Genomic DNA, 14,131 nt, shown 5'->3' on the forward strand with positions numbered 1-14,131 from the left:
GTTTCCTTCATCTCTTACGGTTTCAGGACTACTTTGATGCAATCGTCCGTCTTGGTATCGAACACTTCATATCCCCGTTTGGCCTCGCTCAAGGGAAGGACATGGGTGATCACATCCCCCGGATCCACCTTGCCTGTTGTAATCAGCTCGTACATATACGGCATGTAGTGAATGACGGGAGCTTGTCCGGAGCGGATATTGACGTTGCGTTGAAATATATCGCCGAGCGGAAAAGCGTTATAACGGCCGCCGTATACGCCGGTAATCTGGATGGTTCCGCCTTTGCGGACCGCTTGGGAGGCGATCACTAACGCGCTCATCGTTCCGCCGTGCAGCTTCAGACCGCTGGCAAGGAACTCCAGGTCGCTCATTTTGCCATCCATGCCAACCGCATCGATAACCACGTCCGCTCCGCCTTTGGTGATCTCCTTCAGATAGCTGCCGGTGTCCTGATGGTCCTCGAAATTCACGGTTTCCACGTTGTTTGTACGCTTCGCATGCGCAAGGCGATAACCTACGTAATCCACGGCTATGACGCGCTTGGCGCCTTTCAGCCAGCAAAATTTCTGGGCGAGCAAGCCTACCGGGCCGCAGCCCAGGACGATGACCGTGTCTCCGTTTTTTACCCCGGCATTATCTACGGTCCAGAACGCAGTGGTCATGGCATCGGCAATGAGGCATAGCGTTTCATCGGGATGCTCGCAGCTTTCGGGCAGCTTGAAATGAGTGAAGTTGGCAAAAGGAACGCGTAAATACTCGGCTTGGCCGCCAGGAATGCCACCGGTGGTTCCGGAATAGCCGAAAAAACCGCCTTGTTCACCGTTATCGTTGGAGTTATCGCATTGGCTTTCCAACTGGTTTTTGCAGTAAAAACACTCTCCGCATGCGACGTTGAACGGGATAATGACCCGGTCGCCCTTTTTCAGCTTGGTCACGCCAGGCCCCACTTCTTCTACAATCCCCATCGGTTCGTGCCCGATGACATAGTTCTCCTGAAGGTTGGGAATCATCCCGTGCAAAAGGTGAAGGTCCGATCCGCAGATGGCCGTCGTAGTTAGGCGTATGATCATATCGTCCGGCTTTTCGATTTTCGGATCCGGGACCTCTTTTACTTCGATATTTTTGATGCCTTGGTAGGTTACGGCTTTCATGCTTCATGTCCTCCTGCGTGTTCGTCCGGCGTCCGGTCGAACATTCCCTTGCGGCGTGTATCTTTCGGGAACAAATTCATTTGGCCGATCATCACAGTATTTTTGGCAGATTGCTGGTCGAGTTGATATTGTTCGCTCAATTCATAGGGATGGAACCACTTCTTGCGGATCATAAGCTCGGAAATTTCCTGGTGCATGGCAAGCCCCTCGCGCAGCTGGCTGCGAAGAAGCGCTCTCACGTCCGGTGAGGCGGCCTCCGTTAGGGCGATGGCTGTATTTCTTACGCCTTCCTTGGCACGGATCAGAAAGTCCATAGCAAAGGTCATATCCGCCGTTTCCGGCATATTCAGCGCGTTGATCGGATCTAAATAATCGTTGTTCATTCAATAGTCCCCTTTAATTTAAAATTGGAGTCGGCCGGTGAGCCGGTACGGGTACTTGGAAGGGAGCTCTGGCATAAACGGCTTGCAGTTCGGCAATCGCACGGATGGATTGCTCGACATCTTTTTGCATCAGGTCTTTCAGTTCCTGGTCAAACACAAGGCCCTGCATCAGCTTGGACTTTGCAAGGCAAAGAGTTTTAAAGTTCAAAGCTTCGTGAAGGTCTACAGATTCGTGCGGGGCTAACGGCGGCAGTTGATTCATTTTCGTATCACCTCCAGTTATGGTTTTACTGAGATAGCGTTTCCTTCCGAAATTGGTTTATACAAACAAAAAAAAACGAGCTGTCCGCGGCAAGGGAAGCTCGTTCTTTCAAGATTATGGATGTATGGAAATCTGCTGGGCCGCCTCTTTTATCGTATCTATGAGTAGGCCGGGTTCTGCCAGTTGAGGAAAATGCCCGCTTTTTGCAGCGATAATGTGTTTACTGCGGTTGGATAGCGTGAGGAGTTCCAGCTGGTGGTTCAGTCTTAGTTTACGTGCTTCCTCCGGCATCATCCGGTTTTCCTTGCCGCCTGTAATGACGTAAACGGGAATGTCGGGGAACGGTCCTGCTGTTTGCAGCTGTTCCGCGGTCTTTTTCACAAAATGGACCTCATTCCATTGCTTATGGGGAGAAAAAGAGTCGAACATGGAGAAGATCTTATTGAGGCTTTTGACGGCGCTGCCTTGGTACTCGTTGAGTTGAAGATCTTTGGGATGGCTGGCTTCAACCAGGATGACGCCTGCTGCTTCTTCAGGGTAAAGCCGGGCATATAGGTTGGCGTACAACCCGCCGAGGGAGTGGCCTATCAGCAAGTAGGGAGGTTCCAATTCAACTAGTGATAAGGCTTCCCGCAGCGTTTCCACGATCGTCCTGCCGTCTTGAGGCTCTTTCGGCTTATCGCTGCCGGCGACACCAAGCCGGTTATACGCAAAAATCGAGCCGGTCTCGGAGATACCGGGCAGGATTCTCATCCAGCCTTCGATAGGACCCGATCCTCCGTTAATCAGTACAATATGGGGCCGGCCGTTCCGGTTGAGATGGTAACGCAGCTTTCCTTTGGAAGTTTGAAGGGTATGCTGTTGAATGTTCATGTAAGCACCTCGCTTTGTTTAAAGAAGATTTGATTAACGATACGCAGGCGGGGAAGTGTCCGTTTCACCAACTTTGAAAATCACGGTGGAGCAGTCTGTGCCTGCTCCCGCATGTTAGGCCAGCCTGGCAACTGTGTCTGCCTCAACGCTAACGAACCCACCCAGGACACCCTATTTGCCCGAAATTTACTAATTTCAGATTGTAAGGAACTCTAGTAACGTTATTTCCCTCTAATCCATGCAAACTTCTGCATTTTTGGCTTCATAGCGATGTTACGGTTCGTTAGATTTGTAAAAGAGCCATTTTTGAGTAAATAGGGTGTGTGCGGTTCGTTAGCGGAATGTAAGGATTGACGGTTCGCAAAAAGCATCAAAACGGTGCAGAAAAAGTCGGGCAGCCGTAAGGCGGACCTGTTACTCTTGTTGTAAGAAAGGAGGGATGTTATGGATTCGCTGCAAAAGATGAACGAGGCTATGAAGTATATTGAGGACCATCTGGCGGATGACATAGATTTGAAGGAAGCGGCGAGGATCGCCATGTGCTCGGAGTATCACTTTACGAGAATGTTTTCTTTTCTGGCTGGAGTTACGTTATCGGAATATATCCGCCGCAGACGGCTCAGCCTTTCGGCTTTTGAACTGGTCCATGGCGATCAGAAGGTAGTTGATGTTGCCGTAAAGTATGGATACAGCTCCCCGGACTCTTTTGCAAGAGCTTTCCACCAGCTGCACGGGGTGACACCTTCAGAAGCAAGGCATCGGGGGCAGCCGCTGAAATCCTTTCCGACCATGACTTTTCAGCTTACTATCCAAGGAGGGAATGAAATGAATTATCGCATCGTAGAGAAGGAAGCTTTTCGGATTGCAGGGATTACAAGACGGGTGCCGATTGTGTTCAACGGCGTGAATCCGGAGATCGCGGCCATGTGGCAAAGTCTGAATGAGGAAACGATCCGGACCATCAAAGAGTTATCTAATGTAGAACCGGCTGGGCTGGTCAGTGCTTCTGTGCATTTTTCCGAGGGCAGAATGGAGGAGAAGGGAGAGCTGGATCATTATATCGGGGCCGCCACAACCAAAGAGTGTCCTGCCGGTCTGGCTCAGCTTGAAGTGCGGGCTTCCACATGGGCTGTATTCGAGTCGGTTGGCCCGTTTCCGGAGACGCTGCAAAATATATGGGGGAGAATTTATTCGGAATGGTTCCCTTCCTCCACCTACCAGCTGGCAGAAGGGCCGGAAATGCTGTGGAATGAGCACAAGGATGTGTCTTCACCGGTATTCCGAAGCGAAATTTGGGTCCCTGTTACCAAAAAAGATTTGGATTAAAAGACTGTCCTCCAAAGAAGCAGAACCAATTTGTCAGATTTTGTCTTGTGAACTAGTCCCGAATGACTATAATTAATGGAATGTATTGTTAATTTGTCATAGCATCCAGACAGGGGCTTTGCGGGAAACGAGGAATCAAGATGAAGATGAATGCGAGAAAACAGCTGATCGCGGCGGTGCTTGCCGGCACGATGGTGGCGCTGGCTTCGATGATGCCGGCAGCGGTATCTGCAGAAACGGTATGGGATTCATACAATCAGGCAGTAAAGCTGGAGACGAAGAAGGATTATACAGGGGCCATCAACAAGTACAAAACGGCGGTTCCTCAATTTCTAGCGAAAAAAGAGTACGGAAATGCTGGACAAATGCACCGCCGGATCGGCGAGAATTACGTTAAGCTGGGCAATTATGATAAGGCTGTGGAGAACTGGGATTTGGAGTCATCCTACTACGCCAAAGTAGGCCGGACCCAGGACAGCATTGCGGTTAAGTATAAAGCGAACCGGCTGCGGAGCAGTGCCAGCCTGTATTATGAAACAGCTGTGGAGCCTTCCGGCGGCAAGCTGGCGCTGCTGGAGCCGGCGAACGGGGTGCTGCTCGGCGCTTATGCGGAACAGGATCCGGCGGTGCATAACCCGAAGAACGGGAAGCCTTTTTATACAGAACAGTTTCCGATTTTGACGGGGAAGCATCATGCGGGGTATCTGATCTATTTTACGTATGGACAGCCTCTGTCCGTTATCCGCACGCATATCGCGAAGGCGAAAGCCAACGGCGCTGCGCTGCAGATCGGCCTTCAGCCGCTTAAGGGCATCGATGAAGTAAAAGATGACGCGTACCTGCATCAATTCGCAAAAGACTTGAAGGAAGCGGGCATTCCGTTCTTCCTGCGCTTTGCCAATGAGATGAACGGGAAATGGGTGCCTTGGTACTCCACACCGAAGCAATATATCGAAAAATTCCGCATCGTGGCGGATGTGGTGCATCAAGAGGCTCCGGACAATGTAGCGATGGTTTATGCTCCGAACCCGGAACCGGAAAACACGATTCAGGATTATTATCCGGGCGACGCTTATGTGGATTGGGTAGGGATCAGCCTGTACAGCATCTTTAATCCGAAGGATGATCCGCTGAAGCTGGGCGAGGACCGGACAAGCCATCTCGGCAAGCTGGATGCGGTCTATAAGCTGTTCGCGAACCGGAAGCCGATCATGATTTCCGAGGGCGCCATTTCCTATATGTATCCTGAGAAAATGCTCGACAAATCAGACTGGGCCGTGTACAAAGTCCACGAGCTGTATGGCACGCTGCCGCTGCTGTATCCCAAAATTAAAGCAAATTTCTGGTTCGACACGAACCATGATGCGGCACGGATCAAGTACTATCAACTTTCGGCGAACGCACGTCTGCTCCAGGCTTATAAGGACGTGATTGCTTCGCCTTACTATCTTGGTGCCGTCGGAGACGAGTCCTCGATAGCTTATCGGCCGATGGCCGTCGGATCCGTTCCGGCAGCCAAGCTGAAAGTGGCGGGCTATGTAAAAACATGGGCTCCTGTACTTTCCAGGGTAACCTATGAGATCAACGGCCGAAAGGTCGGCGAGGCACAGCTGCCTCCATGGCGTACGGACATTGACTTCGCAGCATATGCAGGCAAAAACGTGGCGGTTGTCGTGAAGGCATACGGCCCGTCGGGCAGTTTGGTCACAACGAACACAGTAAAAGTGACGGTACAATAAGAAGGATTGCGGTGCAGACGGGAAATGTCTGCACCGTTTTTTTGTAATTATCAGAATGTATAAGTTTTTCCGCCAACCTTTTCACTTTGCTGTGGAAATTGAGCGGAGGCTAATCCCCATTTTAGGCGAAGTATTGGAAACTTATGAGAGCGTGCAGGTAACCCATTTCGCTAATCTGCTTTGTCATTACTCTATATCCGGAAATTTGGAGTGTCTGGCAGAAACTTCGACGATGAATTACCTTGTCGTGTTGTTACAGGTGCTCAACAAGGAAAATGGCAGTCGTGCCTTTGCTGGTTTTCCCTGGATCCAAGCAAATAGCGAAAACCGGCAACAATACAAGGAAATTCATTGCCTTACCAGCTGCGTTGTCCCGAAAACGAAAACGGTATTCTTATCGGTGAATCTACCTGGATCTTAACGCGGCCTTCCCTCTCGACAGAGGTTTTGTTCTATGCGCGGACAAGTTGATGACTTGCTGTTGTATCGATCCAGCCCGGTACAGGTAATGTTTCCTGGTATCCTTTCCGCGCCGGCACGCTCCTTCGTCAACGCTCCTTCTTCGTCATCGCTGCTCATGATGGCGGAAATGTTGGGGGGAGACTCCCGAGAATTTTTTGAACAGGCGCGAGAAATAGAAGACGTCCGCAAACCCGAGCGAACCGGCAATATCCTGGACGGATTGGTCGGTGTTGAGCAGCCTGTTCTTGGCCTCCGAAATTTTAAGCCGGTGCACATACTCGTGAAGCGAGTAGCCTGTATGGCGGTGAACGAGCCGGCGCAGCGTCGAGATGGAGATCAGGTGGCGCTTGCACAGCGCCTCGGCATCGAACCGCTGATGGATGGTTGCTGCAATGTCCTCCATCAGTTCCGTATAGCGGTCTCCCCCTGTCAGGTGCCGGGGGCGAGCGTCGCTGCCGGCCGCAAGCTCAAACAGCAGCGATTCCAGCAGCAGTGCGGCGCGGTCCAGATTGTCCGGGATGCTGCTGTCCATCAGCAGAAAGATGCGGTCGATTTTATTTTGCACGGCATCATCATGCGTCGTGCGGCGGACGCGTTCCGGCTCCGTCAGCCAGCTGGACATCCACTCTCCGATCCGCGGACCTTCGATTGTGAAATAGTATTCGTCCCATGTTTGCCGCCCCTCCGGACCATAGTCGTACACTGACCCCGGCGCGAACAGAAACCAGCTGCCTTGCTCCACGGCCTGCTTCTCCCCGTTGTTAACGCGGTAGGTGCCGGATCCGTCTGCGATATAGACTAGCGCGTAATGGAGGAATGTTGCTTCGGACCGGTACTGGACCCGGTTCGGAAGATGTCCGACGCTGTAGATGGATAGGGACTGTATGCTCAGCTTGCTTCGATCGGTGGTGCGGTCAATGATTCGAATCGGGTTCAGGCTGACCGTATAATCCATGTAAGTGGCCATAATGGGCATTCTTCCTTTTCAACTGTCATGTTATCCTGATTGTATAACAAAACCCACCCTTCATACAGGAGGTATCATTCCATGTTGAACAAGCTAAAGATCGGTGTCATCGGAGCGGGCTCGATTTCCGATATGCATTTGCAGGCCTATGCCAAAAACCATAACGCCGAGCTGTACGCCATTTGTGATGTAAACCGGGAGCGTGCGGCCGCCGCAGCGGAGAAATACCGGATGCAGCATGTGTACACGAACTACGCGGACTTGCTGGCGAATCCGGATGTGGAGGCGGTCAGCATCTGCACATGGAACAATTCGCATGCGGAGATTAGCATCGCTGCCTTGCGGGCCGGCAAACATGTGCTGGTGGAGAAGCCGCTTTGCCGCACGGTTGAAGAAGCGAATGCTATAGAAGTTGCGGTGCGGGAGACGGGCAAGACGCTGCAAGTCGGCTTTGTGCGCCGTTATGACGCTAACGCGCAGCTTGTGAAACATTTTATCAACCAAGGTGAACTTGGCGATGTTTATTATGCCAAAGCTTCCTGCATCCGCAGGCTGGGCAATCCGGGCGGCTGGTTTGCGGACCCGGAGCGTTCCGGCGGCGGGCCGTTGATTGATCTGGGGGTACATATCATCGATTTATGCTGGTACATGATGGGGCGTCCGAAGCCGGTATCGGTAAGCGGCAACACCTATCACAAGCTGGGCAACCGTTCTAATGTGAATAATTTGTCTTTCTATAAGGCGGCTGACTATGATCCTGCTACGAATGGCGTGGAGGACTTGGCCAATGCGCTCATTCGCTTCGAGAACGGCGCATCCCTGCTGATTGATGTAAGCTTCACGGTGCATGCGAAGCAGGATGAAATTGCAGTCAAGCTTTACGGCGACAAAGGCGGCGTTGAGATTGAGCCGGAGCTTGCGATGGTTACGGAGAAGTACGATACGATTCTGAATATGGCACCGCAGACGGATAGCAAATCCATTGATATAACTCAGGCATTTTGTAATGAAATCAATCATTTCATCTCCTGCGTACAGAAGGGAACGGCGCCGATCAGCCCGGTGGAAGACGGAGTCTCTATGATGAAAATGCTGTGCGGTATTTATGAATCGGCGGCCAAGGGACGGGAAGTTCTGCTGTAGGCCGGAAAATCTCAGGAAAAGAGGCGGAAGCTATGAAACTGGGTGTGAGCTCATACAGCTTGCTCGGAGCGATGAAGTCCGGGGAAATGGATATTTTGGGTGTGGTGGATTGGGTTGCGGATCAGGGCGGCGAGCATATCGAAATCGTTCCGCTCGGCTTTGAACTAACCGGAAATGGGGAACTGACTGACGCAATTCGGGAGAAAGCGGCTGCGCGAGGCATCGACATTTCCAACTATGCTATTTCGGCCAATTTTGTCACTGAGACCGAGGAGGCGTATGAAGCGGAAATTGTTCGTGTCATGGCTGAGGTGGATACTGCTGCGCGCCTTGGCGTCAAGCGCATGCGCCACGATGCGGCGAGCTGCAGTGATATCTCCATCGGCAATTTCAACCGTATGCTGGATCGGATTGCTGCGGCTTGTGCCCGAATTGCTGACCATGCGGCACAGTACGGCATCGTGACGAGTGTAGAGAATCACGGATACTTCGTTCAGAACAGTGACCGGGTGCAGCTTCTCGTGAACCGGGTCAACCGGGATAACTTCCGGACTACGCTCGATATCGGCAACTTCATGTGCGCGGATGAGGATTCCATTGCCGCTGTAAAGAACAACATTTCGATCGCTTCCATGGTTCATGTGAAGGATTTCTATTTGCGTCCGGCTTCTCAGCATCCCGGCGAGGGCTGGTTCAGAACTGCCAGCGGGAACTACTTACGCGGTGCGATCACAGGCCACGGCGATATTAACATTCCCGAGGTGCTTCGCGTCATCAAGAACTCCGGGTATGACGGATATTTGTCGCTGGAGTTCGAAGGGTTGGAGGAGTGCAGGCGGGCCACGAAAATTGGTTTGGACAATATAAGGAAATATTGGGCCGAAGCGTAATTAGGCTGCATCAAAGGCGGGAAAAAGAGGAGGATTATGGCAAATGACACTGGTTAACCCGATTGGAATTATGGTGGACAGCTTGCGCCTTGATTTGCGAGAAGGGCTAAGAAGAGCGAAGGAGCTTGGTGCTGACGGCGTGCAAATCTATGCCGTTTCCGGGGAAATGGATCCCGCGAACATGACGGCAGCGCAGCGTGAGGAGCTGCGAAGCTACGTCGATTCGCTGGGCCTGAAGATCAGCGCGCTTTGCGGCGATCTGGCCGGTCATGGCTTTCAGGACGCGGCGGCCAACGCTGCCAAGATCGAGAAGTCGAAGCGTATTCTTGATTTGGCAGTTGATTTGGGCACGTCCATTGTCACTACGCATATCGGCATCGTTCCGCAGGAGGAGAACAGCCCGGTATATGAAACGATGCAGCGTGCGTGCGAAGAGCTGGGCATGTATGCGAAAAGCATGAATGCTTATTTTGCCATCGAGACAGGGCCGGAAACGGCGGCGCATTTGAAGCGGTTTCTCGATTCGCTTAGCACGAATGGCGTCTCGGTCAATTTCGATCCGGCGAATATGGTGATGGTGACCGGCGACGACCCGGTTCAAGGCGTCTATCAACTGAAGGATTATATCGTTCATACGCATGTGAAAGACGGCGTCCGCCTGCGCGTCGTCGATCCTCGCGAGGTGTACGGCGCGCTCGGTTATGAGCCGATGAGCCATGAACGGCTCGCCGAGGAAGCGCAGGCGGGCGCAAGCTATCGGGAGCTGCCGCTCGGCGAAGGCCGTGTGAAGTTTGATGACTATTTTAAGGCGCTTCAGGATATCGGGTACACGGGCTACCTGACCATCGAGCGTGAAGTCGGCAACAACCCGGAAGCGGATATTGCCAAAGCGATTCAATTTATTAAAGGTTATAAATAATTGCTGCAGTTAAGTGTATTGGATGCACCGAACGGACCTGATGTCCTGTTCGGTGCATTTTTGTGTTTCCGGAGATTTCATAGAAACGATTACATGTAATTTTTGATTTTTACCCGTAACCGCATAAATTACAGCTTGGACACGGTTCCAGCGCAATTGGTTATAATTGCGAAAGGGAGAGGAACACGGGTTTTCATCAAAAACTACACATGCATGCAAGATTGGCATATGGGGGAAACAAGTTATTTTGCAGGAAAAGGCAACGGCTGCCGGCTAAACGAAAATGACATATTTACGGTTTCCGCCTCTGTTGGCTATGGTTAATGTAAGCGCTGGCAAAGACCGGTTTGCGGAGATACAAGATATCACAACTTATATGAAATTGTTCGGGAGGGAGGATACGATGCAGCCTTCAAAAGCTATCTTGAGAGGCCGTACGCTTGCGCACAACGGAATAGGAAGAAACAAGCGGTGGAAGAGCGTACTGCAGAATTGGGAGCTATATCTGTTCATTGCGCCAGCTTTTTTCTACTTTCTTATTTTCAGCTACGGTCCGATGTACGGTATTCAAATCGCTTTTAAAAACTTTGTGCCGACTAAAGGAATATTGGGGAGTCCGTGGGTAGGCCTCGACCATTTCGTCCGATTCTTTGACTCCTATTATTTCTGGGATTTAATTTGGAACACGTTAAGCATTAGCCTGTATGACCTGGCGGTCGGGTTCCCGATTCCGATCATTCTCGCGCTTGCCTTCAATGAAGTGAAGGACGGTTTCTTCAAGCGGCTCGTTCAGACGGTCACCTATGCGCCGCATTTCATTTCCGTCGTTGTGATGGCAGGCATGATTATTACATTCTTGTCTCCGTCATCAGGTATTCTCATTTATATGTTAAAATGGCTCGGAATCGATGCACCGGATGTTTTGACAGACCCGGCCTGGTTCAAAACGATGTATGTATTCTCAGGCGTGTGGCAGAGCGCGGGATGGGGAACGATCATTTATTTGGCGGCGCTGGCCGGCGTCGATCCGCAATTGCATGAGGCGGCCATTATGGACGGGGCTTCGCGCTTCCAGCGTGTACGCCACATCAATATTCCCACGCTTGTGCCGACTATGACGATTTTATTAATTCTGAACATGGGCAGTCTCCTCGGTGTCGGCTTCGAGAAAATATTGCTGCTGCAAAATCCGTTGAACATGAGCTCCTCGGATGTCATTTCGACATTCGTGTACCGTTCAGGCCTCATCGATGCGCAGTATAGTTTCTCCACAGCGGTCGGCCTGTTTAATTCCGTCGTTAATGCCGTTCTGCTCATCATGGTGAACCAGATTGTACGCCGCACAAGCGAAAACAGTCTTTGGTAGAGAAAGGAGGTGGAATCGATGATATCCGGCGTGAGAGAAACGGGCAGGGATAAGCTATTTCTCATTTGCAATTATATTTATGTCATGTTGGCGCTTATCATTGTCGCTTATCCTGTCATTTACATGGTAAGCGCTTCGATCAGCAATCCCAAGTTCGTGGGCTCGGGGGAAATGTGGCTATGGCCGAAAGGGCTTACATTTAAGGGGTATCAGATCGTGTTTCAGAATCAAAAAATTTGGTCCGGCTACGGCAACACGATTTTCTACACGCTGCTTGGTACGGCAATTAACCTGCTTGTCACGATACCCGCAGCTTATGCGCTCAGCCGCAAAGACTTTGTCGGACGCCATTTCTTTATGGGGATGTTCATGGTGACGATGTTTTTCGGCGGCGGCCTTGTGCCCACGTATTTGCTGGTCAAAAACCTTGGCATGGTGAACACCGTCTGGGCCATCGTCATTCCGTCGGCGGCGTCGATCTGGAACATTATTGTAGCGCGGACTTTTTTCCAGTCCTCCATTCCTAAGGAATTACAGGATGCTGCGCAAATCGACGGATGTACCAACATGCGGCTGTTCCTTACAATTATATTGCCGCTCTCGATGCCGATTATTGCGGTTATGGCGTTATTCTATGGTGTAGGAAACTGGAACAGCTACTTCTCGGCGCTTATTTATTTAAATGATGAAGCCAAGTATCCGCTCCAATTGATTTTGCGTCAAATTCTTGTGTTGCAGGAAATGTCGGCGCAAGCGGGCGGTGCAATGGATTCTGCGTCTGCCGCAGCCTTGAATAACAAGGCGGAAGTCGCCTCGCTGGTCAAATATTCCGTCATTATCGTGTCCACGCTGCCGGTGATTGCGATTTATCCGTTTTTGCAGCGTTACTTTGTCCAAGGTGTCATGATCGGTTCCGTTAAGGGCTGATTTTGAACATAAATAGCCAGAATGGGGAGGATTCTCGAATGCATAAGTTACGTAAACCAGGGTTGCTGCTGCTCAGCCTCACAATGCTTTGCTCGATTGCAGCCGCGTGCAGCTCGTCCAATGAAGGACCGAAGACAGCCAACAACGGTGGAAGTAAGGGGGGCAATACGCCTGCCGCAACCTCCAATGTGAAGAAAGATGGATTCCCGATTGTGGATAAGCCGGTTGAGCTTACGATGATGGCGCCGGATACCGGCGTGGCAGATTGGGATAAATTACCCGTCCTGCAAGAGATGGAGAAGCTGACGAATGTAAAGCTGAAGTTCCAGAATGCGCCGCTGGACAGCTTTGACACGAAGAAAAACCTCGTCTTTGCAAGCGGAAGCTTGCCGGATATTTTCTACGCGGCCGATTTGAAGCCTTCCGAGCAGGTAACCTATGGCAGCCAAGGTGTCCTTCTCCCATTGGAAAAGCTGATCGATGACTATGCGCCGAACCTGAAGAAAATATTGGACGAGCATCCGGATCTCCGCAAATCGATGACGACGCCGGACGGACATATTTACGCGCTTCGTGCCATTGACCTGTCTGCAGTCTGGTATCGCGGACCGATGTGGTACAACGGTAAATTCCTGAAAAAGTTCGGCATGGAAAACAAGCTTCCGGCGACAACGGAAGAATTGTATACCTATCTTAAGCGAGTGAAGGACGAGGATGCGAACGGCAACGGCAAGCCGGATGAAATTCCGCTCACTTCCGTCAAGCTGGACGATTTGCGCATGTATTTCTTCGGCTTTTGGGGCATGTACAATGACGGCATTTACTCGGACAAGGCCGGCAAGGTTCATTATCCGTGGCAGGAAGAGGGTTACAAGGGCTATTTGACCTTTATGAACCGCCTGTGGAATGAGAACTTGCTGGATCACGAGACGTTCTCGCAAACGGACGAGCAGAAGAAAGCGAAAGGCAAAAACAATCAAATTGCACTTTTCAGCGATTACTTCCCTTACTTTACGCTTGGCGGCGAACCGAGCAAGGACAATCCGCTCATGACGCCGGTAGCGAGCGACATTGCCGGAACGCCTGTCTACGGGAAACATCCGGGCATTTCTTCAAACGGCACGTTTGCGATTTCGAGTACGAACCCGAATCCTGAAGCATCCATGCGCTGGGTTGATTATCTCTACGGCTACGAGGGTGCAACTCTGTTCTCCCAAGGACCTGAAAATCTGCTTTGGAAGTATACGAATAAAGAGAAGCATGAGAAAGAATGGCTGCCGGTTCCGGGCGGCAAAGAACGTGAGGAATATAAAGGCACAATGACACCAAATTACGGCATCGTGAATCCGGGCGTTAATGACAACTCGTTCAGCCTCGGTTTGCGAAGCGATTTCGACAACTGGATTGATGAGGAGAATGCGAAGAAGCTGACTCCGATCGGCAAGGCTCCTTTCGCGGATGTGTTCCTGTCAACGGAGGAGCAGTCGGAAGTGTCTGCGCTTCAATCCGATCTGGACACCTATGTGAAGCAAATGGAAGCCAAATTCGTGACGGGCGCGGAGCCTCTGTCGAACTGGGATAAATACAAGGCCCAGCTTCAGAAGATGGGAAGCGACAAAATCGTTACCATCTATCAGGGCGCTTATGACCGTTGGAACTCGGGCAAGTAAGAAATAAAACAGCATGAGGCCTATGGCAGCAACACGCCATGCAGGCTCTCAGG

General features: G+C 51.2%; 13 protein-coding genes. 8 read left to right on the forward strand and 5 right to left on the reverse strand.

Annotated elements, in window-relative coordinates:
- Window positions 1–14: 14 nt before the first annotated feature.
- The 4 genes from ACFSUF_RS21135 to ACFSUF_RS21150 all read right to left on the reverse strand — a co-directional run bounded on the left by ACFSUF_RS21135 (window position 15) and on the right by ACFSUF_RS21150 (window position 2,669).
- Window positions 15–1,151 (reverse strand): zinc-dependent alcohol dehydrogenase, encoded by a 1,137-nt coding sequence (locus tag ACFSUF_RS21135; RefSeq protein WP_377606316.1) that lies wholly within the window; start codon window positions 1,149–1,151, stop codon window positions 15–17.
- Window positions 1,148–1,534, reverse strand: a complete 387-nt coding sequence (locus tag ACFSUF_RS21140; RefSeq protein WP_377606318.1) for a spore coat protein — start codon at window positions 1,532–1,534, stop codon at window positions 1,148–1,150. Before ACFSUF_RS21140 ends, ACFSUF_RS21135 begins: the two co-directional genes overlap by 4 nt.
- Window positions 1,535–1,547: 13 nt before the next feature.
- Window positions 1,548–1,796, reverse strand: a complete 249-nt coding sequence (locus ACFSUF_RS21145; protein WP_377606320.1) for a spore gernimation protein GerQ — start codon at window positions 1,794–1,796, stop codon at window positions 1,548–1,550.
- 114 nt (window positions 1,797–1,910) lie between these two features.
- Window positions 1,911–2,669 carry an alpha/beta fold hydrolase gene (locus ACFSUF_RS21150; RefSeq protein WP_377606322.1) on the reverse strand — a complete coding sequence of 253 codons (759 nt, stop codon included), beginning with the start codon at window positions 2,667–2,669 and terminating at the stop codon, window positions 1,911–1,913.
- A 444-nt stretch (window positions 2,670–3,113) separates the two neighbouring features.
- Between ACFSUF_RS21150 and ACFSUF_RS21155 the strand changes: the two genes are divergently transcribed.
- Together ACFSUF_RS21155 and ACFSUF_RS21160 are read left to right on the forward strand one after the other, a co-directional pair.
- A complete protein-coding gene (locus ACFSUF_RS21155) occupies window positions 3,114–3,995 on the forward strand; it encodes an AraC family transcriptional regulator (RefSeq protein WP_377606324.1) in 882 nt (293 codons plus the stop codon).
- A 140-nt stretch (window positions 3,996–4,135) separates the two neighbouring features.
- Window positions 4,136–5,734 (forward strand): glycoside hydrolase family 26 protein, encoded by a 1,599-nt coding sequence (locus ACFSUF_RS21160; protein WP_377606326.1) that lies wholly within the window; start codon window positions 4,136–4,138, stop codon window positions 5,732–5,734.
- Window positions 5,735–6,299: 565 nt separating this feature from the next.
- On the opposite strand, the gene ACFSUF_RS21165 is transcribed toward ACFSUF_RS21160, so the two are convergent.
- A complete protein-coding gene (locus ACFSUF_RS21165) occupies window positions 6,300–7,163 on the reverse strand; it encodes an AraC family transcriptional regulator (RefSeq protein WP_377606328.1) in 864 nt (287 codons plus the stop codon).
- A gap of 84 nt (window positions 7,164–7,247) precedes the next feature.
- Between ACFSUF_RS21165 and ACFSUF_RS21170 the strand changes: the two genes are divergently transcribed.
- From ACFSUF_RS21170 to ACFSUF_RS21195, 6 genes are all read left to right on the forward strand, one after another.
- Window positions 7,248–8,306 carry a Gfo/Idh/MocA family protein gene (locus ACFSUF_RS21170; RefSeq protein WP_377606732.1) on the forward strand — a complete coding sequence of 353 codons (1,059 nt, stop codon included), beginning with the start codon at window positions 7,248–7,250 and terminating at the stop codon, window positions 8,304–8,306.
- A 32-nt stretch (window positions 8,307–8,338) separates the two neighbouring features.
- Entirely contained in the window at window positions 8,339–9,196 is an 858-nt protein-coding gene (locus ACFSUF_RS21175; RefSeq protein ID WP_377606330.1) for a sugar phosphate isomerase/epimerase family protein, read from the forward strand.
- 43 nt (window positions 9,197–9,239) lie between these two features.
- Window positions 9,240–10,115 (forward strand): sugar phosphate isomerase/epimerase family protein, encoded by an 876-nt coding sequence (locus ACFSUF_RS21180; protein WP_377606332.1) that lies wholly within the window; start codon window positions 9,240–9,242, stop codon window positions 10,113–10,115.
- A gap of 403 nt (window positions 10,116–10,518) precedes the next feature.
- Window positions 10,519–11,481: an ABC transporter permease gene (locus ACFSUF_RS21185; RefSeq protein WP_377606334.1), complete on the forward strand. Its 963-nt coding sequence runs from the start codon at window positions 10,519–10,521 to the stop codon at window positions 11,479–11,481.
- An 18-nt stretch (window positions 11,482–11,499) separates the two neighbouring features.
- Window positions 11,500–12,408 carry a carbohydrate ABC transporter permease gene (locus tag ACFSUF_RS21190; protein ID WP_377606336.1) on the forward strand — a complete coding sequence of 303 codons (909 nt, stop codon included), beginning with the start codon at window positions 11,500–11,502 and terminating at the stop codon, window positions 12,406–12,408.
- 38 nt (window positions 12,409–12,446) lie between these two features.
- Window positions 12,447–14,078 carry an extracellular solute-binding protein gene (locus ACFSUF_RS21195; protein WP_377606338.1) on the forward strand — a complete coding sequence of 544 codons (1,632 nt, stop codon included), beginning with the start codon at window positions 12,447–12,449 and terminating at the stop codon, window positions 14,076–14,078.
- Window positions 14,079–14,131 lie beyond the last annotated feature (53 nt).

Origin of the sequence: Paenibacillus gansuensis, assembly GCF_042684925.1 — a bacterium.
In the GTDB taxonomy this organism is placed as follows: Bacteria; Bacillota; Bacilli; order Paenibacillales; family DY6; genus Paenibacillus_N; species Paenibacillus_N gansuensis.

What these genes read in the sequence shown, in the direction of transcription:
- ACFSUF_RS21195 (WP_377606338.1), top strand. Translation starts at nt 12,447, where the DNA reads ATGCATAAGTTACGTAAACCAGGGTTGCTGCTGCTCAGCCTCACAATG.
- ACFSUF_RS21185 (WP_377606334.1), top strand. Translation starts at nt 10,519, where the DNA reads ATGCAGCCTTCAAAAGCTATCTTGAGAGGCCGTACGCTTGCGCACAAC.
- ACFSUF_RS21190 (WP_377606336.1), top strand. Translation starts at nt 11,500, where the DNA reads ATGATATCCGGCGTGAGAGAAACGGGCAGGGATAAGCTATTTCTCATT.
- ACFSUF_RS21135 (WP_377606316.1), bottom strand. Translation starts at nt 1,151, where the DNA reads ATGAAAGCCGTAACCTACCAAGGCATCAAAAATATCGAAGTAAAAGAG.
- ACFSUF_RS21175 (WP_377606330.1), top strand. Translation starts at nt 8,339, where the DNA reads ATGAAACTGGGTGTGAGCTCATACAGCTTGCTCGGAGCGATGAAGTCC.
- ACFSUF_RS21140 (WP_377606318.1), bottom strand. Translation starts at nt 1,534, where the DNA reads ATGAACAACGATTATTTAGATCCGATCAACGCGCTGAATATGCCGGAA.
- ACFSUF_RS21155 (WP_377606324.1), top strand. Translation starts at nt 3,114, where the DNA reads ATGGATTCGCTGCAAAAGATGAACGAGGCTATGAAGTATATTGAGGAC.
- ACFSUF_RS21160 (WP_377606326.1), top strand. Translation starts at nt 4,136, where the DNA reads ATGAAGATGAATGCGAGAAAACAGCTGATCGCGGCGGTGCTTGCCGGC.
- ACFSUF_RS21165 (WP_377606328.1), bottom strand. Translation starts at nt 7,163, where the DNA reads ATGGCCACTTACATGGATTATACGGTCAGCCTGAACCCGATTCGAATC.
- ACFSUF_RS21145 (WP_377606320.1), bottom strand. Translation starts at nt 1,796, where the DNA reads ATGAATCAACTGCCGCCGTTAGCCCCGCACGAATCTGTAGACCTTCAC.
- ACFSUF_RS21150 (WP_377606322.1), bottom strand. Translation starts at nt 2,669, where the DNA reads ATGAACATTCAACAGCATACCCTTCAAACTTCCAAAGGAAAGCTGCGT.
- ACFSUF_RS21180 (WP_377606332.1), top strand. Translation starts at nt 9,240, where the DNA reads ATGACACTGGTTAACCCGATTGGAATTATGGTGGACAGCTTGCGCCTT.